Origin of the sequence: Bacillus sp. MAG717A, assembly GCF_036884855.1 — a bacterium.
GTDB classification, from domain to species: domain Bacteria; phylum Bacillota; class Bacilli; order Bacillales; family Bacillaceae; genus Bacillus; species Bacillus safensis.
The window spans coordinates 74,234-97,983 of sequence record NZ_CP145733.1; the positions used below are offsets into that span (position 1 = coordinate 74,234).

23 protein-coding genes are annotated in these 23,750 nt (G+C 41.1%); 8 read left to right on the forward strand and 15 right to left on the reverse strand.

The annotated features are described in order from the left end of the window. Position 1: 1 nt before the first annotated feature. From V6Z54_RS00380 to V6Z54_RS00395, 4 genes are all read right to left on the reverse strand, one after another. Entirely contained in the window at positions 2–1,342 is a 1,341-nt protein-coding gene (locus V6Z54_RS00380; protein ID WP_041084964.1) for a dihydrolipoamide acetyltransferase family protein, read from the reverse strand. Positions 1,343–1,449: 107 nt separating this feature from the next. Continuing rightward, entirely contained in the window at positions 1,450–2,427 is a 978-nt protein-coding gene (pdhB, locus tag V6Z54_RS00385; RefSeq protein WP_012009824.1) for a pyruvate dehydrogenase complex E1 component subunit beta, read from the reverse strand. Between the two features lie 3 nt (positions 2,428–2,430). Continuing rightward, the gene (pdhA, locus tag V6Z54_RS00390) at positions 2,431–3,546 is read right to left on the reverse strand and encodes a pyruvate dehydrogenase (acetyl-transferring) E1 component subunit alpha (RefSeq protein ID WP_024424754.1); all 1,116 of its coding nucleotides are present in this window, start codon (positions 3,544–3,546) and stop codon (positions 2,431–2,433) included. A gap of 409 nt (positions 3,547–3,955) precedes the next feature. Further along, positions 3,956–4,624 (reverse strand): YkyA family protein, encoded by a 669-nt coding sequence (locus V6Z54_RS00395; protein ID WP_041084965.1) that lies wholly within the window; start codon positions 4,622–4,624, stop codon positions 3,956–3,958. 233 nt (positions 4,625–4,857) lie between these two features. On the opposite strand from V6Z54_RS00395, the gene V6Z54_RS00400 reads away from it, so the two are divergent. Both V6Z54_RS00400 and def read left to right on the forward strand, forming a co-directional pair. Then, positions 4,858–5,037, forward strand: a complete 180-nt coding sequence (locus V6Z54_RS00400; RefSeq protein WP_026050085.1) for a YjcZ family sporulation protein — start codon at positions 4,858–4,860, stop codon at positions 5,035–5,037. Positions 5,038–5,148: 111 nt separating this feature from the next. After that, positions 5,149–5,706, forward strand: coding sequence for a peptide deformylase (gene def / locus V6Z54_RS00405; protein ID WP_172881619.1), 558 nt, complete (start codon positions 5,149–5,151; stop codon positions 5,704–5,706). 37 nt (positions 5,707–5,743) lie between these two features. On the opposite strand, the gene V6Z54_RS00410 is transcribed toward def, so the two are convergent. Beyond that, positions 5,744–6,523 carry a Cof-type HAD-IIB family hydrolase gene (locus V6Z54_RS00410; RefSeq protein ID WP_305960424.1) on the reverse strand — a complete coding sequence of 260 codons (780 nt, stop codon included), beginning with the start codon at positions 6,521–6,523 and terminating at the stop codon, positions 5,744–5,746. A 399-nt stretch (positions 6,524–6,922) separates the two neighbouring features. On the opposite strand from V6Z54_RS00410, the gene V6Z54_RS00415 reads away from it, so the two are divergent. Both V6Z54_RS00415 and rnjA read left to right on the forward strand, forming a co-directional pair. Beyond that, positions 6,923–7,132 (forward strand): DNA-directed RNA polymerase subunit epsilon, encoded by a 210-nt coding sequence (locus V6Z54_RS00415; protein WP_008345114.1) that lies wholly within the window; start codon positions 6,923–6,925, stop codon positions 7,130–7,132. Between the two features lie 5 nt (positions 7,133–7,137). Further along, positions 7,138–8,805, forward strand: a complete 1,668-nt coding sequence (gene rnjA / locus V6Z54_RS00420) for a ribonuclease J1 (RefSeq protein ID WP_012009818.1) — start codon at positions 7,138–7,140, stop codon at positions 8,803–8,805. A gap of 82 nt (positions 8,806–8,887) precedes the next feature. On the opposite strand, the gene ade is transcribed toward rnjA, so the two are convergent. The 5 genes from ade to V6Z54_RS00445 form a co-directional block, all read right to left on the reverse strand. Beyond that, positions 8,888–10,618, reverse strand: coding sequence for an adenine deaminase (ade, locus tag V6Z54_RS00425; protein ID WP_338527589.1), 1,731 nt, complete (start codon positions 10,616–10,618; stop codon positions 8,888–8,890). Positions 10,619–10,879: 261 nt separating this feature from the next. Beyond that, positions 10,880–11,548 carry a TrkA family potassium uptake protein gene (locus V6Z54_RS00430; protein ID WP_041084969.1) on the reverse strand — a complete coding sequence of 223 codons (669 nt, stop codon included), beginning with the start codon at positions 11,546–11,548 and terminating at the stop codon, positions 10,880–10,882. Positions 11,549–11,585: 37 nt separating this feature from the next. Beyond that, positions 11,586–12,422, reverse strand: a complete 837-nt coding sequence (locus tag V6Z54_RS00435; RefSeq protein ID WP_041084970.1) for a gamma-glutamylcyclotransferase family protein — start codon at positions 12,420–12,422, stop codon at positions 11,586–11,588. 4 nt (positions 12,423–12,426) lie between these two features. Further along, a complete protein-coding gene (locus V6Z54_RS00440; RefSeq protein ID WP_073979444.1) occupies positions 12,427–13,737 on the reverse strand; it encodes an ATP-binding protein in 1,311 nt (436 codons plus the stop codon). Positions 13,738–13,882: 145 nt separating this feature from the next. After that, positions 13,883–14,161 carry an AbrB/MazE/SpoVT family DNA-binding domain-containing protein gene (locus V6Z54_RS00445; RefSeq protein WP_024424746.1) on the reverse strand — a complete coding sequence of 93 codons (279 nt, stop codon included), beginning with the start codon at positions 14,159–14,161 and terminating at the stop codon, positions 13,883–13,885. A gap of 276 nt (positions 14,162–14,437) precedes the next feature. Here V6Z54_RS00445 and mreBH point away from each other — a divergent pair, with 276 nt between their 5' ends. The 3 genes from mreBH (at position 14,438) to V6Z54_RS00460 (ending at position 16,990) form a co-directional block, all read left to right on the forward strand. Then, complete coding sequence (gene mreBH, locus V6Z54_RS00450; RefSeq protein ID WP_041084972.1) at positions 14,438–15,445, forward strand: rod-share determining protein MreBH; 1,008 nt, start codon at positions 14,438–14,440, stop codon at positions 15,443–15,445. A gap of 74 nt (positions 15,446–15,519) precedes the next feature. Next, entirely contained in the window at positions 15,520–15,651 is a 132-nt protein-coding gene (locus V6Z54_RS00455; RefSeq protein ID WP_003210922.1) for a protein YkpC, read from the forward strand. A 106-nt stretch (positions 15,652–15,757) separates the two neighbouring features. Continuing rightward, on the forward strand, positions 15,758–16,990 hold the full coding sequence (locus tag V6Z54_RS00460; RefSeq protein WP_073979443.1) for an aminopeptidase: 1,233 nt from the start codon (positions 15,758–15,760) through the stop codon (positions 16,988–16,990). 35 nt (positions 16,991–17,025) lie between these two features. Here the strand turns inward: V6Z54_RS00460 and V6Z54_RS00465 are convergent, their stop codons facing one another. Next, the gene (locus tag V6Z54_RS00465) at positions 17,026–18,645 is read right to left on the reverse strand and encodes an ATP-binding cassette domain-containing protein (RefSeq protein WP_039178203.1); all 1,620 of its coding nucleotides are present in this window, start codon (positions 18,643–18,645) and stop codon (positions 17,026–17,028) included. A 143-nt stretch (positions 18,646–18,788) separates the two neighbouring features. Here V6Z54_RS00465 and V6Z54_RS00470 point away from each other — a divergent pair, with 143 nt between their 5' ends. Beyond that, positions 18,789–19,064 carry a hypothetical protein gene (locus V6Z54_RS00470; RefSeq protein ID WP_041084975.1) on the forward strand — a complete coding sequence of 92 codons (276 nt, stop codon included), beginning with the start codon at positions 18,789–18,791 and terminating at the stop codon, positions 19,062–19,064. Positions 19,065–19,127: 63 nt separating this feature from the next. Here the strand turns inward: V6Z54_RS00470 and lepB are convergent, their stop codons facing one another. The 4 genes from lepB to V6Z54_RS00490 all read right to left on the reverse strand — a co-directional run bounded on the left by lepB (position 19,128) and on the right by V6Z54_RS00490 (position 23,481). Then, positions 19,128–19,700 carry a signal peptidase I gene (gene lepB / locus V6Z54_RS00475; RefSeq protein ID WP_029706712.1) on the reverse strand — a complete coding sequence of 191 codons (573 nt, stop codon included), beginning with the start codon at positions 19,698–19,700 and terminating at the stop codon, positions 19,128–19,130. Positions 19,701–19,911: 211 nt separating this feature from the next. Next, a complete protein-coding gene (locus V6Z54_RS00480; protein ID WP_041084976.1) occupies positions 19,912–21,804 on the reverse strand; it encodes a PTS fructose transporter subunit IIABC in 1,893 nt (630 codons plus the stop codon). Positions 21,805–21,817: 13 nt separating this feature from the next. Further along, positions 21,818–22,729 (reverse strand): 1-phosphofructokinase, encoded by a 912-nt coding sequence (gene pfkB, locus V6Z54_RS00485; RefSeq protein ID WP_338527590.1) that lies wholly within the window; start codon positions 22,727–22,729, stop codon positions 21,818–21,820. Continuing rightward, positions 22,726–23,481: a DeoR/GlpR family DNA-binding transcription regulator gene (locus V6Z54_RS00490; protein WP_039178192.1), complete on the reverse strand. Its 756-nt coding sequence runs from the start codon at positions 23,479–23,481 to the stop codon at positions 22,726–22,728. Before V6Z54_RS00490 ends, pfkB begins: the two co-directional genes overlap by 4 nt. Positions 23,482–23,750 lie beyond the last annotated feature (269 nt).

Here is a 23,750-nt window from a genome sequence, read left to right on the forward strand (position 1 = left end):
ATTACGCCTCCATTAAAATTAATTGTGGATCATTCAATAAACGCTTGATGTGGTTAAGGGCATTTTGCGCAGTAGCTCCGTCAATCATACGGTGGTCAAAGCTTAGGGAAAGAGCTAAGACTGGAGCTGCAACGATTTCGCCATCACGAACAACCGCTTTTTCAGCGATACGGCCAATACCAAGAATCGCTACTTCTGGGTGGTTGATGACTGGAGTAAACCATTGTCCACCAGCAGAACCGATGTTTGTGATTGTGCAAGATGCACCTTTCATTTCAGCTGGAGCCAATTTACCATCACGTGCTTTTGTTGCAAGCTCATTGATTTCGTTAGAAACTTCGAAAATCGCTTTGCGATCTGCATTTTTCACAACTGGAACGAGCAAGCCTTTTTCAGTGTCAGCTGCAATTCCGATGTTGTAGTAATGCTTTTGAACAACTTCATCTGTTTTATCATCGATAGAAGTGTTAAGTACTGGGTACTTTTTCAAAGCAGAAGTTAGAGCTTTTACAACGTAAGGCAAGTAAGTTAACTTGATTCCTTGATCAGCTGCAACTTGTTTGAATTGTTTACGATGTGCAACAAGGTTTGTTACATCAACTTCATCCATTAATGTTACGTGAGGAGCTGTATGCTTAGAGTTCACCATTGCTTTCGCGATTGCTTTGCGGATTCCGCTCATTTTCTCGCGAGTTTCTGGGAATTCTCCTTCAAGAACTGGAGCTGCTGCCGCTTTAGGAGCTGCTTCTTCTTTCACACTTTCAGCTGCTTGAGGTGCTGCTTCTTGAGCTGCAGAACCACCATTAACGAAGCTGTCGATATCTTCTTTTAACACACGTCCGTTTTTACCAGAACCCGCAACTTTGTAAATTTCAACGCCTTTTTCGCGAGCATATTTACGTACAGATGGCATAGCGATAACGCGTTTGTTTGGATCAGCATCTACTTGCTCTTGTGCGCCTGCACCAGTTGCTGCTGCCGCTTCTTCTTGTGCTACTTCTTTCTTCTCTGGCTCGTTACCAGCTTCAGCAGTACCTTGTACTTGAGCTTCAGTTTTTGCTTCGCCTTCTTCTTCGCTGCCTTTAAATTGAAGATTCTCGTAACCAGGTGCATCAAACGTAATGATTGTTTGTCCTACAGTTGCAACTGTTCCCTCTTCAACTTTTAATTCTAATACTTTTCCTTTAACAGGTGAAGGAATTTCTACAACTGCTTTATCATTTTGTACCTCTGCTAAAACGTCATCTTCATTGATTTCGTCGTTTGGTTTAACAAACCACTTAACGATCTCACCTTCGTGGATACCTTCTCCGATGTCCGGAAGTTTAAATTCAAATGCCACTGTTTTTCGCCTCCTAGATTTTGTTGAACCCTTGTTGTGTATATTTACACGGTCATGTAATTGATAAAGGGGAAGAGAAATAAATTCTTTTCCCCTCTGTCATTTAATTAAAATTCAAGAACTTTCTTCGCTGTTTCAAGTACATCTTTATGGTTTGGAAGCCATACGCTCTCAGCTTGAGAGAAAGCAAATACAGTATCAGGTGCAGCTACACGAAGTACTGGTGCTTCCAGGCTAAGGATCGCTCTGTCATTGATTTCAGCTACTACGTTTGCAGCAATACCAGCTTGTTTTTGTGCTTCTTGAACAACGATCGCACGGCCTGTTTTTTCAACAGAAGCGATGATTGTTTCAATATCAAGCGGGCTTACTGTGCGAAGGTCGATAACTTCAGCAGAAACGCCTTCTTTTTCTAGCTCTTCAGCAGCTTTTAGTGATTCGTGAACCATTGCACCGTAAGTGATGATTGAAAGGTCAGAACCTTCACGTTTCACGTCAGCTTTTCCGATTTCAATTGTGTACTCTTCTTCAGGAACTTCCTGACGGAAAGAACGATAAAGTTTCATATGCTCAAGGAACACTACAGGATCGTTGTCACGAATTGCAGAAATTAAAAGTCCTTTTGCATCATAAGGTGTTGAAGGAATGACAACCTTGATACCAGGCTGTTGTGCGATAAGACCTTCTAAGCTGTCAGCGTGAAGCTCAGGTGTGTGAACTCCCCCTCCGAATGGAGAACGGATTGTCACTGGAGAATGCCAGCGTCCGCCAGAACGGTAACGCATACGAGCCATTTGTCCAGAAACAGAATCTAATACTTCGTAAACGAATCCGAAGAATTGAATTTCCATTACTGGGCGGAATTCTTGTAGTCCAAGGCCAATTGCAAGACCGCCAATACCAGATTCAGCAAGTGGAGTATCGAATACACGATCCTCACCAAACTCTTTTTGCAATCCTTCAGTCGCACGGAATACGCCGCCGTTTTTACCAACGTCTTCTCCGAAAACGAGAACGTTTTCGTCATTTTTCAGTTCTGTGCGTAACGCATCAGTGATCGCTTGAATCATTGTCATTTGCGCCATGGCTTACTTCGACTCCTTCTGTTTGTAAATTTCAAGCTGTTCAACTAAGTTGAATGGTTTCACATCGTACATGTTTTCAATCAAGTCAGTGACTTTTTGCTTAGGCTGTTCGTCAGCTTCTTTGATCGCTTGTTTGATTTGTTCTTTTGCATCTTCGATCACTTTATTCTCTTCTTCTTCAGACCATAGGCCTTTGTTTTCCAAGAATTTGCGGTAGCGTACCAATGGATCTTTTTGCTCCCACTCGTTTTCGTCTTCTTTTGTACGATATCTTGTTGGATCGTCACCAGCCATTGTATGTGGGCCGTAACGGAATGTAAGAGTTTCGATTAATGTTGGACCTTCACCATTTACAGCGCGCTCACGAGCTTCAGCAGTTGCTGCATAAACAGCTAATGCATCCATACCGTCAACTTGTACGCCTACGATACCAGCTGCAGCTGCTTTTTGTGCAATTGTTTGTGCAGCAGACTGTTTTTCAACAGGTGTAGAGATCGCATATCTGTTGTTTTGGACAACAAAAATCGCTGGCGCTTTGTAAGCCCCTGCAAAGTTAATACCTTCGTAGAAATCACCTTGTGAAGCTCCACCGTCACCAGTGTAAGTGATTGCAACAGCTTTTTTACCGCGCTTTTTCAAACCAAGAGCTACACCAGCAGCTTGAATGATTTGTGCACCGATAATGATTTGCGGTGAAAGTGCATTCACATCTTCAGGCATTTGGTTACCAACAAAGTGTCCGCGAGAGAACAAGAACGCTTTTGTTAGCGGAAGACCATGCCAGATTAATTGTGGTACATCACGATATCCTGGAAGAATGAAATCTTCTTTCTCAAGTGCAAAGTGAGTTGCAAGCTGAGAAGCCTCTTGTCCAGCTGTTGGCGCATAGAAGCCAAGACGTCCTTGACGGTTCAATGAAATTGAACGTTGATCTAATACACGTGTAAACACCATACGGCGCATTAATTCTTTTAATTGGTCATCTGAAAGATCCGGCATTGCCGCTTCGTTTACGACTTCGCCTTTTTCGTTTAAAATTTGAAACGTTTCAAACTGCTTTTTGATGGCATCAAATTGCTTTTTGCTATCAACAATTGCTTTTTTTGTTTTTGCAGCCATTCTAAAGTCACCTCTTCCTTTCTTTTAACAGTCCATTTGTCGTGAATCCATTTATACATACAGATATAGGATAACCCAAAATACTCATATGACTCCTGTATATAATAGCCACTAAGATCGTTGTCGAAACATTGGTTGACCACTCGTTTTTGAGTCCTTCTAACTGTATTAACGATAGTTCACAAAAAACTAATACAACTTCTGTTAACAAGGAATAGTTTACAACAAGAAAAATAGTCCGTCAATTGATTTAACGGCTTTATTTAAATAAATGTATTCGCTTTACTTTTTATGGTGAACTGTATCAATCTGTTTAACAAACAACCCAATCTGTACTAGTATAGAGTGTACTACTGTACTACAATAGAAAATGTTTGTTTTTGTCGAAAAATAAAAAAAGAGCTGTTTTTCAGCTCTTTTTTGACTCTTGATCTGCTGCTTTATACAAAGCCTTTTTATGATCATTCAATTGATCTGTATATTGATTGAACTTCTTACTTTCTTTTCTTACTTTGCTATATGAACGATTCACTGTCTTCAACTTAGACTTCAGCTCTTCATATCCTAGATCCTTTTTCTTTAAAGATTGATACAAATGCTGATCTTGTTTTAGCGCCTTTTGATACTCTTTATAAAGCTGATCATATGACGCATATCGTTTCTCGATCGATTTAACCGTTTGGTCTGCTTTCTCTTTTAACTCCGCATCTTGCAATCGTGCGGCAGATTCTTTTACCGTTTTCAATTCTTTTTTTGATTCATCCATGCTGTCTTTTTCTGTTTTTAAATGTTCTTCTCGTTTCGCTGCCGATGCTAACGCCTGATCAGAAAGGTTTGATACTGTTTTTGGATGGTCCTTTGTTGTTTGAATCATTTTTGTATACAGCTTCTGCTCTTTTTTCTCATAGCTTTGAAGTGTACCTTGCTCTTTTTCAAAGGTTGCTTCTTTTTCACTCATTTTCGTCATCGCATCTTGCATGTCATTGAATGGACTTTGACCTCCGCATCCTGCCAGCAAAAGGGTACATATCCCCGCTAAAGCAGCACCTGCTTTCATGCTTCTTTTCATCTGTCTCATCACAAGGTCCCCCTTTACATCTCCACATACCACTATAATTTTTAAAGGCGTTTGTGACAAGGAAAGAGGTCAATCAGATGAGGCGGAGAAGATTTTTTTCAAGCAATAGGCTCATGACTATACAAATAGTGCATTCATACATAGTTTATATTACACGCTTCGCCTTCACTTATGAGAGGCTGAGTGTATTTCCAAAGGAGGTCAAAAGTATGTCTAATTATAGTCATGGAAGTATGTATGGTGGATACGGCGGTTACGGGTATGGATACGGCGGCGGCTGTTGTTACCCAAGTTATGGCGGTGGATACGGATGCGGATACGGCGGCGGACGTACATTCGCTTTAATCGTTGTGCTTTTCATCCTATTAATCATCGTTGGCGCAGCATTCTTAGGCGGCGGTGGCTGCTGCTAAGGCTGTTATAAGCCTTTGACCGGTCTCATAGACCGGTCTTCTTTATTTCATTGCATATGTTGTGTATCATTTTATATACTTTACATACAAAGGAAATAGGAGTGAAGTTTTGTGATTACCATGGATGATATCGTAAGGGACGGACATCCCGTCTTAAGACAAACAGCTGAAGCGGTCGAGCTCCCGCCAACAGAAGAGGAAAAACAGCAATTAGCTGATATGATTGAATTCGTCAAAAACAGTCAAGATGCTGACATTGCTGAAAAATACGGCCTAAGACCCGGCGTTGGATTAGCTGCTCCGCAGATCAATATTAGTAAACGGATGATCGCAGTTCACTGTGAGGATGAAGACGGAGAAGAATATAGCTATGCTCTATTCAACCCGCGTATTGTCAGTCATTCAGTCAAAAGAGCTTATTTAGCTTCTGGTGAAGGCTGCTTATCAGTTGATGAAGCCATCCCTGGATTTGTTCCTCGATATCAAAAAATCAGGGTCAAGGCCACAACGCTTGAAGGAGAGGACATTGATATCCGTCTAAAAGGTTTCCCCGCTATTGTCTTTCAGCATGAAATTGACCATTTAAATGGCATTATGTTTTATGATCATATTCAAAAGGATCAGCCATTCGCTGAGCCAGAAAACTCTGTTGCGATCGGCAGATCATAACATAAAAAGAAGACCCAGCATCTAAGGGTCTTCTTTTTTATTCTTCCATAAGGCCAAGATGGGTCACTGCATGGAATATGCCGTCCTCATCTACTGGCTTTGTCACAAAATCAGCCAATGCCTTCAGTTCACTCACAGCATTTCCCATCGCAACGCCTGTTCCAGCAAACGAAATCATTTCTCTATCGTTCAGTCCGTCTCCAAAGGCAATGGTATCCTTTTGATCGTAAGGAAGTCTTTCGATGACTCGTTTGATCCCTTCAGCTTTTGATCCGCCTTTTGGCAGAACATCTGTTGACAGCTCATGCCATCTGACAAGGTCAATTTCATCGTGGAATGCCTTATACTGCTCTTCCTCTTCTGCCTTACAAAATAGGAGCATTTGAAAAATGTCGTTTTCTTTAAAGAAAGACAAATCGTGCTCAGGATGCTCTGTTTTTAAAGTACCGATTCCTTCATGGATAAACGGATGGTTCGGCACAGACGCCTTCATCGTTTCTTCTCCCATAAAAACAAGCGGATGATCATGACGATCCGCTGTCTCATAAATCCGCTCCATCAGCTCCTGCTTCAGCGGATTGCCGTAAATAACGTCTCCCTCATACATGACATACTGACCGTTATAAGCAATGAATGAGTCAAGCCCTAATTCTTCTAAAATGGGCTCAATCAGAAAAGGAGAACGCCCAGATGCTATAAAGAGATGATGGCCTTTTTCTTTTAATAAATGAACCGCTCGCTTCGTTGACTCAGGTATTTTTTTATCATGATCATATAAAGTACCATCGATATCAAAAAAGATGACTTTTTTATTCATATCTCGCCCTCCTGCCCTTTGTTATATGTATACACACTCCCTTTCATCATACAGAAAGATTTCCGCTTTCGAAACCAATTCCTTTTGAAAACGCCTATTTCCCACATATATCCATGTAACATTCATTGGAAACATCATATAATACAAGTATATAGAGAGACCGGAATACGCTGTTTAAGCTTACTTCAAACCGAAAGGAGGCGGCATGTGATGCTTCGTCGTCTGCGCAAGAAAATTCGAAGACAATGGAAGGACATGCTTCGTAAAAAATCGATTGCTTAAAGGGATCTTCCGCACATCCGCCGAAGGTCCTTTTTTCTCAGAGACTTTTCTTATGCGCGTTTTTTTAATATAATAGAATAAGCGAGTGTAACATACGGTATTTAAGGAGAGATTTGGATGATATATAAGGTATTTTTTCAGGCAAGTACTACTGAGGTACCTGTAAGAGAACACACAGATTCACTATACGTTGAAGCGGTTTCTGAAAGAGACGTACGCGATAAGTTGAAAAAACATAACTACAACATTGAATTCATTCAGCCTGTAGACGGTGCTTTTTTAGACTATGAACGAGAAAGTGAAAATTTTAAAGTATTGGAGCTATGAGAGGAATGAAATTTGTTAAAAATGATCAGGCGGCAGTTTTTGCGCTCGGCGGTTTAGGCGAGATCGGTAAAAACACGTATGGCGTTCAATTTCAAGATGAAATCATTTTAATTGATGCTGGTATTAAGTTTCCTGAAGATGAGCTTCTTGGAATTGACTACGTCATCCCTGACTATACGTACTTAGTTAAAAACGAAGATAAAATCAAAGGTCTTTTCATTACTCACGGACATGAAGACCACATCGGCGGTATCCCTTACCTTCTCAAGCAAGTGAATATTCCAGTTTACGGCGGCAAACTCGCAATCGGCCTACTTCGTAATAAATTGGAAGAGCATGGTCTCTTGAGACAAACAAAACTTCACATTTTTGAAGAAGAAGATACCATTAAATTTAGAAAAACAGCTGTGTCTTTCTTTAGAACGACACACAGTATTCCAGATTCTTATGGAATTGTCGTCAAGACACCTCCTGGTAACATCGTACATACAGGTGATTTCAAGTTTGACTTTACTCCTGTTGGCGAGCCTGCCAATTTAACCAAAATGGCTGAGATCGGAAAAGAAGGCGTTCTTTGTCTTTTATCTGATAGTACAAACAGTGAAATCCCAGAATTTACGATGTCTGAAAGACGCGTAGGTGAAAGCATTGATGACATCTTTAGAAAAGTCGATGGACGTATCATTTTTGCCACGTTTGCTTCAAACATTCACAGACTTCAGCAAGTGATTGAGTCTGCTGTTGCCAACGGCAGAAAAGTCGCTGTATTTGGACGCAGTATGGAGTCTGCTATTGATATTGGACAAGATCTTGGCTATATTAAATGTCCAAAAAACACGTTTATTGAACATAATGAAATCAACCGCCTTCCAGCAAACAAAGTAACCATTCTTTGTACTGGTAGCCAGGGTGAACCGATGGCAGCTCTTTCTCGTATTGCGAACGGTACTCACCGCCAGATTTCCATTAACCCTGGAGACACTGTTGTCTTCTCATCTTCACCGATCCCAGGTAACAATATTAGCGTAAGCCGCACCATTAACCAGCTTTATCGTGCAGGCGCTGAGGTCATTCATGGCTCGCTTAATAATATTCATACATCTGGTCACGGCGGACAAGAAGAACAAAAACTGATGCTCCGTTTAATTAAACCAAAATTCTTTATGCCGATTCACGGTGAATACCGCATGCAAAAAACGCATATCAAGCTCGCGAATGACTGCGGCATCCCTGAGGAAAACTGCTTTATCATGGATAACGGTGAAGTTCTTGCACTGAAAGGTGACGAAGCAAGTGTCGCTGGCAAAATTCCATCAGGCAACGTGTATATCGACGGAAGCGGTATTGGCGATATCGGAAACATCGTTTTAAGAGACCGCCGCATTCTTTCTGAAGAGGGCCTCGTTATTGTGGTTGTCAGCATGGACATGAAAGAATTCAAAATCTCTGCTGGTCCTGATTTGATCTCAAGAGGTTTTGTCTACATGAGAGAATCTGGAGACCTTATCAACGATGCACAGGATTTAATTTCAAAGCATCTTGAAAAAGTAATGGAACGTAAGACAACTCAGTGGTCTGAAATTAAGAACGAAATTACAGACACCCTTGCACCTTTCCTTTATGAAAAAACAAGACGCCGTCCAATGATCTTACCGATTATTATGGAAGTGTAATCACAAAAAGAGACACATGCCGCTTGGCTGTGTCTCTTTTTTTCACCATTCATAAAACCGCATATATACCTATGCGGTTTTTTTATGATTGAATTGGGAGATGCTGAAAGCTTCTGACATCAAACAAACCCTTTGTCGTCATTTTCACATCAGGAATGACTGGGAGTGCCAAGAAGGACAGCGTCAAAAACGGATTAAAATCTAAAGTAAAGCCTGTTTCTTTTAACGCTTCATGGAGCGCATGAAGGCTTTCATTTACAAGATGTGCCGGCTGATCTGACAATAAACCAGAGATCGGTAATGGCAGCGTATGAAGAGACTGGCCATCTTTGACAACAGTTAAACCGCCTCCTGCTTCTTTTAACGCGTCAATGGCTTTCACGATATCAGCATCATTTGTGCCAACCGCAATTAAATTGTGAGAATCATGCGCAACCGTTGTTGCAATTGCGCCCTTTTCTAATCCAAAGCCGCTGACAATCCCTATCCCCATTTCAGATAAGCCTTGATGACGTTCGACAAGCACCATTTTTAATACATCTCTTTCTGTATCACTAGTGAATTGTCCGTTCGTTTCTGAAGGAGAGGCTTGTTCTAATTTTGTTTCTAGCTGATTCGGAATAATACGGATCACATTCATTTTTTGATGAGCTTTGATAGGCAGAGCCAGATCTTGCTCTTGAACATCTATAGTATGAACAGATTGTAATAAGACTGGACTCGGTGCAATTTTTTCGACACCTGGCTTGTACTCTCCATGCTGCGCCACCAATTCTCCTGCAATAAATACGCTGGTGATGTCGACTTGATGAAGATCAGAGACGAGCATAAAATCAGCATCAAAACCTGGCGCAATGGCTCCCTTTGTTTTGAGGCCAAAGCACTCACCTGCGTTTAAACTTGCCATTTGATATGCTAAAAATGGGTCTAACCCTTCTTTTATAGACATTCGTACTTGTTCGTCAATACTTCCCTCCGCCATTAAATCATCTAAATGTTTGTCATCGGTACAAAAGAAAAAGCGTCTCACATTCTTTTCATTCACAGCTGGTAAAACGTTTTTCACGTTTTTGGCAACAGAGCCTTCTCTCAGCATGACATACATGCCTCGTTTTACACGTTCAAGGGCTTCTTCGGCTGTTGTTACCTCATGATCTGTTTGAACACTCGCTGTGCGGTAAACGTTTATTAATCGGTCTGTTAAGCCTGCTAGATGACCATCAATCAATTTATTCTCATTTTGAGCATCAAGCAGCTTTTGAAGCATATCTTCTTCTGCCTGCTCCACACCGACGTAATCCATCACCTCGGCAAGACCAAGAACCTCTTTCTCTTGATACAAAGGCTTTAAATCTTTCGCTTTTAAAACAGCACCTGATCGCTCAAAACTAACTGCCGGTACGCAGGATGGCAGCATGAAATAAATATTTAAGGCAGCTTTTCTCGCTTCTTCCAGCATAAAACGGATGCCTGTGATCCCTGACACATTGGCAATTTCATGTGGGTCTGTTACGACAGTTGTCACACCGCGCGGGACGACAGCTTTGGAGAATTCAGCAGGGGTAACCATAGAGGACTCGATATGAACATGGCCATCAATAAAACCGGGTACAAGCATTTGACCTGCTGCATCCAGCTCCTGTTCTCCCTCGTACTCTCCAATCCCTACTATTTGTCCATTTTCAACAGCGACATCAGCGTCTATCCATTCCTGGTTAAACACGTCCATAATCTTCGCATGTTTAATCACGAGGGCTGCTTTTTTTCTCTTTGCAGCTACCTCAATTTGATGTCTGAAAAGCTCCTTATCCAACGACACTGCCTCCTCCAAGTAAACAATATAATGTTTCTTATCGTAAACGAATCTGTTTGCCCAGTCAATGACATTTAGAGAAAATCATCCAGATAAAAAGACTGATTTTTATTTCTGAATAGTGATAATTGCATGAAAAATATGATGATTGACTTTAGTGTTTATGCAGAACAAAACAGCCCTTTTAAATGTCTTCTTTCCTCTTCACTGTCCACCTCAAGTGTACACAATCACATAAAAAAACACCCCGCCCAGGAGTGTTTAATAATCGTTCTGCATTTCTCGTTTTTCAAAGCGTCCGATATCGGCTACTGACCCGATGACAATCAGGATATCTTCTTTTTGAATCATTTCATCTGCGAGCGGTGAAACAATCACTTCTTTACCACGCTTAATCGCCACAATATTAATGCCGTATCTCGCTCTAATATCGAGATCTAAAAGAGAATGCCCTGCAAGCCTGCTGTTGGCAACGATTTCAATGAGGCTGTACTCATCTGACAGCTCCAGATAATCTAATACGTTGTTGGAGATGATTTTATGTGCAATTCGTCTGCCCATGTCTCGCTCTGGATGAACGATGCGATCAGCCCCAATTTTATTTAGTACCTTTTCGTGATAGTCGTTTTGCGCCTTTACTGTGACCATTTTGACGCCAAGCTCTTTCAGCATAATCGTCGTTAAAATACTGGCCTGAATGTTTTCACCAATCGCAACGATGACATGATCAAAATTGCGAATGCCGAGATTTTTTAAAACAGATTCGTCCGTCGAATCGCCAATGACCGCATGTGAAGCAATTTTCGCGTATTCGTTCACTCGATCTTCATTCATATCCATGGCCATGACTTCAAGTCCTTCTTCGCTGAGCGCCTTGCAAATACTTCCGCCAAAGCGTCCAAGACCAATGACTGCATATTCCTTTTTCATGTTCAGACTCCTTTTATCTCACTTACCATGCATTTTACTACGGTTTGATTAATGAATCCATATGCGAGCGAATTTTTTTACGGAACGCTTCACTTAAGTAAAGATCTGCTCCTTTTTCAATTTCACTGCGGTAATGACCTGGAGGAGCAATTTCTTCGCTCTTTTGAAGAACTAGAAAGGTTAAACAGTCCGCATATATTTGATCACCTATTTTGACATCGACAAAAGCTGGACGATATGTGCCCTCATAAACGCCTTCTCGTTTGTACAAATATCGAATGGCATCAAAAGGAACCTCATATAAAACGCCCTCTGTTTCTCCGCCGTCTTCTACCATATCGGCTCTTGACCCATCAGCCCTTACCAATGTAAATCTAGTTGTAAAGCCGTTCAGTGCACCGCCGCCAATGATTTGTTTAAAATAATGATCGACTTCCGCCAGCTTAAATCTTGCATCATCCATACAGGAGCCATAGGCAAAATAATAGAAGGATGCTGGCTTCTGCTGCCACATTCTATATTCCTTCCAGCAGCCGCTCTCGATTTCCTTCAGCGCTGATACCTTCTGCTTTGGTAAAGTGTATGTAATAGCCGCGACCAGCCCCCGGTCTGTCATGACATCGACGACCTGCTTGTCATACCCTTCCTCAAGTAAATCTATCTTATTCAGCGTGCTTGCGGTTACCTCGTACAATTCTCCATATACTGTGCTTTTCTCTGCTAGAATGCACGCAGGGTATCCTTGACCTGTATCATAGATTCTGCCGCTGATCCAAGCTGACTTAGCTAATGACCTGCTTTCTTTCATATACGTCTTGTGGTGCTCTTCATGCTGCAGAAGCGTCCCATATACAAATAAAGCTTTCGCCTTCATGAAATCACGTCCTCTCGCCTTGCTGCTGTCTGCTTTTTTGCCACACAGGTAAATAGATATGAAAAGCTGTACCTTCTCCCAGCTCACTGACCACATCCATCCTACCGTGATGATCTTTTAAAATCGCTGCACAGATGGTGAGGCCAAGTCCCGTCCCTTCTGTTTTCGTGGAGAAGAAAGGATCATATATTTTCTGAATATCCTCTTCAGACATCCCTTTTCCTTCATCTTGAATGGTAATTTTCCATTCATTCATCACTTTTTCTGTTGATATGTATATACTGCCGCCTTCAGGCATTGCCTCAATGGCATTTTTGATTAAATTAATGAACAGCTGCTTCATTTGGTTAGCGTCTGCTAATATAGCGCCGGCATCCTGCTTTTTAAATGGCTGTTTGAGATCAATATTCGAAAGGACTGCATTGGTTTTTAGCAATGTAATGACCTGCTCTAACAGTGCATGAAGCTGAACTTCTTGAAACTGGACCGACTGCGGCTTTGCCAGTACTAGCAGCTCACTTAAAACAAAATCAATCCGTTTAATTTCGGAAAAGATAATGTCAAAATAATCGGTTCTTTCAGGATATTGCGTTTTCATCAGCTGCAAAAAGCCGTTTACTGAGGTCAGCGGATTTCTGACTTCATGGGCGATTCCAGCGGCTATTTGTCCTGCAACGGCCAGCTTTTGCGCCTGCATTTGCAATTGTTGATTTGATTTTTCAAGCTCAAGCTTTGCCAACTTTTGTTTTGTAATATCTGCAACTGTTCCAATACCTCCAGTAAACTGGTGCTCTTCATCAAAGTAGAGCTTATAATGAACGTCTCCCCATACTTTCTTCCCCTCTTTATGAAGAAGCTGCAGCTCGATCCGCCCTGAATCTTTATGCTCTTTGATAACAGATGACAAATGCTGAATAACTCTTTCTTCTTGATCAAAATACTGATTGTACATCGTACCTAGACATTCATCTATTTCATAGCCGGTCATTTGTTTCCATGCTTGATTTAAGAAGATGATGTGCCCTTTTTCATCTGTTTCAAAGACAATTTCTTGCAAGTTATCTGTAATTCGGTTCAGCCGCTCTGTCAGCTTGTGTGCCTCTTTTTCTCTCTTATTTAGATCTGACACAAGTAAATTCAAGCGGTCTACATATCCTGAGACAACCCAGATCCCTGCTAACACAACGACTGTAAAGGCTAGATCGAGCGGCCAATTAATTTGATAGCCGCCTAGATAATAAAAGAAATCCCAGCTTATGATTAAGATAAATGCAAGAACAGATAACACGATCCGCACTTGATATGTTTTGTTCAAATGATTCCACCTGCCGCCCTGAGATTCTTTGTCAATTGTACCATTTTCCACTTATTTTTTGAGGGAGATAGGGCATTTTTAAGGAACTTTTTTAAAGAAAAAATAGCCTGTTCTCAGCACAAAGGAAGAGAGCAGGCTATTTTAATTACTTCTGAAGAGCTTCTTGCAGCTCTTTTAACAGCAGTTCTGCGCCTTCAGCGCTTAATGTAATTTGACCATTTCCATATTCATGGTTCTCTGATGTAATCTCACCAGTCATGAGACAAACGCCCTCTGGCTGATATTTTTTCAAGACGATTTTATCTCCATCTATAAAAAATTCCATACTGTCTTTAATAGCGATATCAAGTGCTCTTCTCAATTCGATTGGCATCACAATACGCCCTAGTTCGTCTACTTTTCTTACGACTCCGATAGATTTCAATTACGTTCCCTCTTTCTTTCATTAGCTCAAGATCAATCTGTTTTTCACCAATTGATATATCGTAGACGTAAGAGATTCTTAAAAGGTTTCTCCTCTATAAAAATTTTTTTCATAATAGAAAAAATAAAGGGAAAATTTATTGTGATTGTCAAAATGATACTTGAATTTTACAGATTCATTTCAAGGTGATCACAAACCCCCACAAATGACATCACCCCTCTGAACTTTTAAATGTAAAATTGTTTAAAACAGCAAAAATAGAGATTGGGTGAAAACATGTTTCAAAATGCCGAAATTGGAATTGATTTAGGAACAGCTAACATATTGGTTTATAGTAAAAATAAGGGAATTATTTTAAATGAACCGTCCGTCGTAGCAGTCGATACAGAAACAAAGACTGTACTTGCCGTCGGATCAGAAGCAAAAGAAATGATCGGGAAAACACCTGGGAAAATTGTTGCGATCCGTCCGATGAAAGACGGTGTCATCGCTGATTATGATATGACAACAGATTTACTTAAACAAATCATGAAAAAAGCAGGAAAAAATATCGGGTTTACCTTCAGAAAGCCAACTGTCGTTGTATGTACACCTTCTGGTTCAACGGCTGTTGAGCGCCGCGCCATCAGCGATGCTGTAAAAAACTGCGGAGCAAAACATGTGCATTTAATTGAAGAACCTGTTGCAGCTGCAATCGGTGCTGATCTTCCGGTAGACGAGCCTGTTGCGAACGTCATAGTCGATATTGGCGGCGGAACAACAGAAGTGGCGATCATTTCATTTGGCGGCGTTGTCTCTTGTCATTCGATTCGAATTGGCGGCGATCAGCTGGATGAAGATATCATTACGTTTGTCAGAAAGAAATATAACCTATTAATCGGCGAACGGACTGCCGAGCAGGTGAAAATGGAAATTGGGTATGGTCTTATTGAACATGAGCCTGAATCATTAGAAGTGCGCGGTCGCGATCTTGTGACAGGTCTGCCAAAAACGATCACACTTGTCTCTCATGAAATTCAAGGCGCCATGCGAGAATCACTTCTTCATATTTTAGAAGCGATCCGTGCCACATTAGAGGACAGCCCTCCAGAGCTAAGCGGAGATATTGTAGATCGCGGCGTCATTTTAACAGGCGGAGGCGCTCTTTTAAATGGAATTCAAGAATGGCTTTCTCAAGAGATTGTTGTTCCAGTCCATATCGCAGCCAATCCCCTTGAATCTGTTGCAATTGGAACAGGTCGTTCATTAGAAGTGATCGACAAATTGCAAAAAACTTTAAAATAATCTTCTTGTTCTACTTCTTTTTTCGTCATTTCGATCATATCGTGAGAAATGGATAAACGTGAAGGAGGAAGAACATGTTGCTTGATTTAGGTAAACGGGTCGTTGTCACAGTCATTTTAACGGGTATTATTTTAGGAGGAATGAGCCTGTCGTTTTCACATATGCCGCCTTCTAATGCACAGCCTGTGAAACAACTGAACCGCTAAAAAAGCCGCACGAAAGCGGCTTTTTTATTTTGGCTTTAAACATGCTCCCATTTTCCTTTTCGGTCATAAATCTGATATGATGAACATGACTAAAGGAGGGTTTTTTATGAGTTCATTTGAAAAACAACTAGATCAATATGCCAAGACCATCGTTGAAGTCGGTGTGAATGTACAAAAGGGGCAGGAAGTGGTTGTATCCGCATCTACTGAATCTGCACACCTTGTTCGTCTTGTAGCAAAACACGCGTATGAGCGCGGGGCGAAAAACGTACATATCCGCTGGAGTGATGGTGTTCTCACCCGTTTAAAATATGAACATGCGCCACAGGATGTCTTTGAGCAATTCCCAGAATGGGAAGCACAGATGATGGAAACCATCGCAAAACGCGGTGGCGCTTTTATTACCATCCTGTCAGAAAGCCCTGACCTTCTGCGAGGCATTGACTCGAAAAAAATCGCTACACAGCAAAAAGCTGCTGGTTCAGCACTACATACATATCGTCAATACGTTCAATCTGACAAAGTCGCTTGGACGGTCGTAGGTGCTGCGTCAAAAGAATGGGCGAAAAAGATTTTCCCTGATCATCCAGATGAAGAAGCTGTCATTTTATTGTGGGATCAAATCTTTAAAGTCGCACGCGCTGATCAAGCAGATCCTGTTGAGGCTTGGAAAAAGCACGATGCGTTATTAAATGAAAAGGTTAAAATACTCAATGAACGCCACTACCACAAGCTTCATTATGAAGCACCAGGCACAGACCTCACGATTGAGCTTCCAGAGCAGCATATTTGGGTAGGTGCTGGCAGCGTAAGTGAACGCGGCGTCTCGTTCATGGCCAACATGCCGACAGAAGAAGTCTTTACCGTACCGAAAAAAGACGGTGTAAATGGGACAGTCTCAAGCACAAAGCCGCTCAGCTATGCCGGAAACATCATTGATGAATTTTCACTAACCTTTGAAAATGGCCGGATTGTGGATGTGAAAGCAAAAGAAGGCGAAGATATTTTAAAATCTCTCGTTGAAACAGATGAAGGCTCTCATTATCTAGGTGAGGTTGCCCTCGTACCAGATGATTCACCAATTTCTAACTCAAATATTCTTTATTACAATACACTTTACGATGAAAATGCATCAAACCACCTTGCCATCGGCAGCGGATATGCGTTTAATATCGAAGGCGGAAAAGAAATGAAACGAGAAGAATTGGATGCTGCGGGTGTGAACAGCAGTATTACACACGTTGATTTTATGATCGGTTCAAAGGAAATGAATATTGACGGAATCACAAAAGACGGGAAACGCGAACCGATCTTCCGAAATGGAAACTGGGCGATTTAATCAAAAAAAGACATCCATAGGATGTCTTTTCTTGGTTATGCGTAAAGCTCTTGAAGTCTTTTTTGGATGTCTTGATCTGATAAGAACTCATCATATGTTGTTTGTTTATCGACGATGCCATTTGGCGTCACTTCGATAATTCGGTTTGCGACTGTTTCAACAAACTGATGGTCATGAGATGAGAAGAGCATTGCTCCTTTAAAGCTCATGAGGCCGTTATTCAGCGCTGTAATGGATTCTAGGTCTAAGTGGTTCGTTGGCTCATCCAGCAGCAAAATATTCGCTCCAGACAGCATCATTTTTGATAACATACAACGAACCTTTTCTCCTCCTGATAAGACACTTGCTTTTTTCTTCACTTCTTCCCCAGAGAAAAGCATACGTCCTAAGAAACCACGCAGGAAGCTTTCACTTTGATCATTCGGAGAATACTGACGAAGCCAATCAACGAGATCAACATCGTTTCCTTCAAAATATTCACTATTGTCTTTCGGGAAAAAGGCTTGTGACGTTGTGACACCCCATTTAAATGATCCGCTGTCTGGCTCCATTTCACCAGCAAGGATTTTAAATAACGTTGACACAGCAAGCTCATTACGGCTTAAGAACGCAATTTTATCTTCGCGGTTCATTATAAAGCTGACATTATCAAGTACTTTCACACCGTCAATTGTTTTTGATAGACCTTCTACTTGAAGGACATCATTTCCGATTTCGCGCTCTGGCGCAAAATGAACATACGGATATTTACGTGAAGACGGCTTAATGTCATCTAAAGAGATTTTATCAAGCAATTTCTTTCTTGATGTCGCTTGCTTCGATTTAGAAGCGTTCGCACTAAACCGGGCAACGAATTCTTGAAGCTGCTTAATTTGTTCTTCTTTTTTCTTATTTGCTTCTTGGCTTAGTTTCAGCGCTAACTGGCTGGACTCATACCAAAAATCATAGTTACCGACGTATACTTGGATTTTCCCGAAATCAAGGTCAGCAATATGTGTACATACTTTGTTTAAGAAATGACGATCATGCGAAACGACGATGACTGTATTTTCAAAGTTAATGAGGAACTCTTCGAGCCACTGGATTGCTTGTAAGTCCAAGTGGTTCGTCGGCTCATCGAGAAGAAGAACGTCAGGCTTGCCAAATAAAGCTTGAGCTAAAAGGACTTTTACCTTTTCAGAACCGCCAAGCTCAGACATTTTCTTCGATTGAAGGCTTTCTGGAATGCCAAGACCCTTTAATAGGATCGCTGCTTCACTTTCAGCTTCCCAGCCGTTTAATTCAGCAAACTCACCTTCAAGCTCCGCTGCACGAATCCCGTCTTCATCTGAGAAATCAGGTTTCATATAGATCGCATCTTTCTCCTGCATCACGTCATATAGACGTTTGTGACCCATGATAACGACTTTTAATACTTCAAACTCTTCATATTCAAAGTGGTTCTGTTTTAAAATTGCTAAACGCTCACCAGGGCTCATATGAACATCACCCGTTTGAGCCTCAATTTCTCCAGAAAGAATCTTTAGAAACGTTGATTTACCAGCTCCATTGGCACCAATTAATCCGTAGCAGTTGCCAGGAGTGAATTTAATATTTACTTCTTCAAATAGTTTACGATCAGCAAAGCGCAAACTAACATTATTTACTGCAATCATTTATTAATCCTCCATCACTCATTCATCATTAAGAAGTATAACATGAATAACGTTTGATAGAAACGTCTCTCGCTAAGAACGAAGGCTTTTTGTCCATTATGGTATAATAAACGGGAATGATTAATTGAAGGAGTTCGGGCGATTTGAGATTACTCACACTGATGGAATACTGTTTATTGATTTTCTTTATGGGCATTTATTTATCTGCAACAGGCTTTAATGCGAAGGACTTTGGCCTTTATATTGGGCTTGTCCTCATTTACACACTGGTCCACATCTTTTCCAAACGCTTTTTACAAAAGCGGGGAAAAGAAAACCAAAAAATCGGATTGTTTCGATCCGTTTTAGCCATTACCGGATCTGTGTTCGCTTCGGTACTAGCCATTGTGATCATTGTTACAGTGCTCACGCCAAATTAAAAACGACCCTTCTGTAAGGGTCGCTCGTTCAAGCACCTTTCTCTTGCCTCTGAGAAGGTGCTTTTATTTTGTCTGTCGAATATCGCCAAACGGGAAGAAAACAAATTCTGATGTCCCGACAACCCGATCCTTTTCAATGAGGCCAAGTCCATTTCTGCTGTCCATGGAATTGAGTCTGTTGTCCCCCATCACAAAGTAATCGTTTTTCGGTACTTTCACTGGACCAAAATCTCCAGTTAAATGCACTTCATACTCTTTCGCATGCGCCTTGTTCTCTTTTAAATAAGGCTCATCTACTTTTTTACCATTAATGTAAAGCGTATCATCCTTCATTTCAATCGTATCACCTGGAAGGCCGATCAATCGTTTGACATAATGAATTTTCTGACCATCTTTTCCATTAATAATCACGATGTCACCGCGTTTCACACCACCGAGATAGTTAATGGTTTTGTTGACAAACAGCTTTTCCCCGTCATGAAGTGTCGGTTCCATTGACTCTCCTTCCACCACATACGGTTCAAATATAAATGTACGGATGAGCAAGACGAGCGCAAGTGCAATTAAAATGGCTTTGATCCATTCAAACAGTGAACTTTTCTTCTCTGTTTTGGCTTGCTTCGCATCAGATTGAATTTCATTTTCGTTTTGTTTGTTTTCTTCGTTCAAAATACTGCTTCCTCCTAAGACTTTCTGCTAAAAGACTTGAAACGTGAATTGAATAACTTTACTTTATCATATGTCATTTAAAAATTCACAAGACAACCATTTAATTAGATATTTTTTCCTAATTCACTGATGATTAAACAAAAAGAAGCACCGTTTTTCACGATGCTTCTCTTCTGCATTACGCTTCTTGCCTGACTGGTTTTTTCAAAATACCCAGTAAAATCGCTGTCACAACGGCACCGATTAAGATGCTGATGATATAAAGAACTGGATGATTTGTTACCCAGAAAACAAATAGTCCGCCATGCGGTGCAGGAAGCGTCACTCTAAAGAATTCCGTTAATCCACCAGCAACTGCTGCACCAATAACAGCTGAAGGAATCACACGAAGAGGATCTGCCGCCGCAAATGGGATCGCCCCTTCAGTGATGAAGGCTGCTCCCATGAAGTAGCACGTAATCCCTGCTTCACGGTCACGTTTTGAGAACTTATTTCTAAAAATCGTTGTTGCAAGTGCAATACCTAGTGGTGGAACCATTCCGCCTGCCATAATCGCAGCATGCGGTGCATAGTTGCCAGCAGCAATCATTGCAAGACCAAATGTGTAAGCCGCTTTGTTAATTGGGCCACCCATATCAATTGCCATCATACCAGCTAAAATAATACCCATTAAAACAAGGTTTCCAGTACCTAATGATTCAAGCCAATGTGTTAATCCGTCCATTACCATTTTCACTGGTGTGTTGACAATATAATGCATGATAATGCCTGTGAAGAAAATACCGAACAATGGATACAGCAGAACCGGTTTAATCCCGTCGAGTGTCTGCGGTACGAATGTGAATACTTTTTTGAGCAGCACAACAATGTAACCTGCTAGGAAACCAGCAATCAGTCCGCCTAAGAACCCTGCACCTGCTGCTGACGCCATAAATCCACCGACCATACCTGGCGCAAAACCTGGACGATCTGCAATACTCATGGCAATAAATCCAGCTAATACCGCAACGATTAAGGCAAGTGCATTATCGCCGCCAATTCCTTTTAAGACAGCTGCAAATGAATTAAATGAAGGATCCTTAGGATCTGCTGAGTTAATCCCCCAGAAGAATGAAATCGCAACTAAGATACCGCCTCCGACAACAAATGGAAGCATGTTACTTACACCACTCATTAAGTGCTTGTAAAATCCGCTTCTTCCTTTGCCAGATGATTCATTTTCGTCTTTAGAAGAACTGCCGCCTGAACCTTTATAAATCGGCGCATCTTGATTGATGGCTTTTTCAATTAATTCCTGCGGACGGCGAATACCAGCTGTTACAGGGACTTCAATGACATGTTTGCCTTTAAAGCGTTCCATTTCAACTTGCTTGTCCGCTGCCACAATGATGGCTGGTGCTTCTTCAATTTCTTTTGCTGTAAGGGCATGTTTAATACCGCCAGAGCCGTTTGTTTCAACTTTAATGTCAACGCCCATTTCTTTTGCTTTTTCTTTCAAAGCATCTGCTGCCATAAATGTATGTGCAATGCCGGTCGGGCAAGCTGTTACCGCTAAAATTTTAGCAGGTTTTCCTTCTGCAGCCGGCTCTTCTTGAACTTCCTCTTCTTCTTCATCATCTTGATCATGTGTATTTATGATCTCAATGATTTCATCTTCAGTCGCCGCTTCAAGGAGCTGCTTTCGAATTTCTTCACGCATAAGAAGTGTGGATAAACGAGAAAGTGCCTCTAAGTGCGTGTTGTTTGCGCCTTCAGTTGCGGCAATCATAAAGACAAGATGACTCGGCTGCGCGTCCAGTGATTCATAATCTACACCAGCAGTTGAGCGGCCAAATGCAATGGCAGGCTCTTTTACACTTGCTGTTTTAGCGTGCGGGATGGCAATTCCTTCACCAATACCAGTAGAGCTCTGTTTTTCGCGATTGATCACAGCTTCTTTATAGCCCTCTTTATCATTTAACTTGCCTGCTGTATCTAAAACAGTGACTAGCTCTTCAATGACTGCTTCTTTCTGCTGGCTGTCTAATTGAAGCTTAATGGTATGCTTCGTGAGTAGTTCTGTAATTTTCATGATGACTCCTCCTTTAAATGCGTGTGACTTTTACTTGTTGTAATAGTGTGTCGACAAGCTCTTTTGTGCCAAGCTCCTCAGAAAATGCTGTAGCGCTTCCTGAAGTGACACCAAGCTTAAATGACTCTTCAATTGAAAGGCCTTTTGAAACGCCGGCTAAAAAACCTGCAACGACTGAATCCCCTGCTCCAACTGAATTAACGAGCGTTCCTTTTGGAACATTGGACTGATAGATTCCTTCTTTACTGAATAAGAGGGCGCCATCACCAGCCATGGAGACGACGACATGTTCAGCACCTTGTTCTAACAGCTTTTTCCCATAAGGAATGGCTTCTGCTGCTGATGAAATACTCGTCTCAAACATTTCACCCAGTTCATGATGATTTGGCTTCATTAAGAACGGTTTCATGTCTGCTGCTTTTTTTAACGCTTCGCCAGAAATATCAAGAACAACTCTTACACCTTGCTCTCGGCAAACTTCAGCAATACGCTCATATGTGTTATGAGGTAATGATGAAGGAATGCTGCCAGCTAAAACAACGACATCTCCTTCAATCAATGAAGAAAATTGAGATAGAAACGACTCAAATTGCGCTTCAGTAATAGATGGGCCGAGTCCGTTGATTTCTGTCTCTTCACCTGTTTTTAGTTTCACATTGATTCTTGTATCTTCTGACACCTCATGAAAGGCTGTTTGTAATTGTTCGTTCTGTAAAAAATCTTGAATATATTTGCCTGTAAATCCACCAATGAATCCAAGTGCTTTCGATTCAACACCGTGACGTTTTAATAGCCTTGAGACATTGATTCCTTTACCACCTGGATATTTTTGATCATAGGTTGAACGATTTAAACCGCCGACTGCAAAATCCTCCACGTGTACGATGTAATCAACTGATGGGTTTAAAGTAACTGTATAAATCATGTTTTCACTACCTTTATAACCGTTTTTTCATGGTAATTATCGAATGAATCTTCTTTTGCGTCGTTTGTGATAATGGTGGCTTCCTGTAAACTAGCAAAGGTTGAAAACGATATTTCGCCAAACTTTGAGGCATCTGATAAGATATAGGTTTTTTTCGCCTGTTTCATGGCTCTTTTTTTCATGAGTGCTTCCTCTGGATCAGGTGTTGTAAAACCCGCCTCGGGATGAATGCCGTTTGTCCCAACAAAGCTTTTGTCAAAACGATAATTTTCCATCGCTGTCAAAGCTGCGGCTCCCACCATGGCTCCTGTTCGATGTTTCACTGAGCCGCCTATCAAGTAAAAGGTAATGCCTTTTCTCATGAGTGCTTCAATGTGCATCACACCGTTTGTCACCACGACAATATCTTGATCTGGATCGATATATTCAATCATTTGCTGTGTGGTTGTACCAGCATCTAAATAAATACAGTCGCCCTGTTTTAAAAGAGATGCCGCTGCCTCTGCTACCAATGACTTTTCTTGAAGGTTTTTGGCAGATTTCTCAAATACATCTGGTTCAAGGCGAATACTCGAAATCTTGGCTGCTCCTCCATGAACCCTTTTAAGAAATCCTTTTTCTTCAAGGGCTGATAAATCTCTTCTAATTGTAGATTCAGACGCATCCGTCATCATCGTTAAGTCCTGTATTTTAATGACATCATTTTCTTCTAAGCTGTCGATAATGAGTTGATGTCTTTCCGGTGTTAACATGAGAACACCCCTTTTGAAAACGTATTCATTTTGCGCGCACCTTTATTGTAATCGCTTTTTTCAACATTATCAATACAAAACAATCAAATACATTCAATAACTATCAAAATCTTTCACCATGGTCATCTTACCTTTATATGTACCATTTGTAAACTGAAAAATATGTGACAATAAGATGAAAGTCATGATATTAGCATTTCTATCATTTTTTATTTCATTCAATGGAACTAAAAAAAGCTTTTATGCGATTTGCATAAAAGCTTTTGATG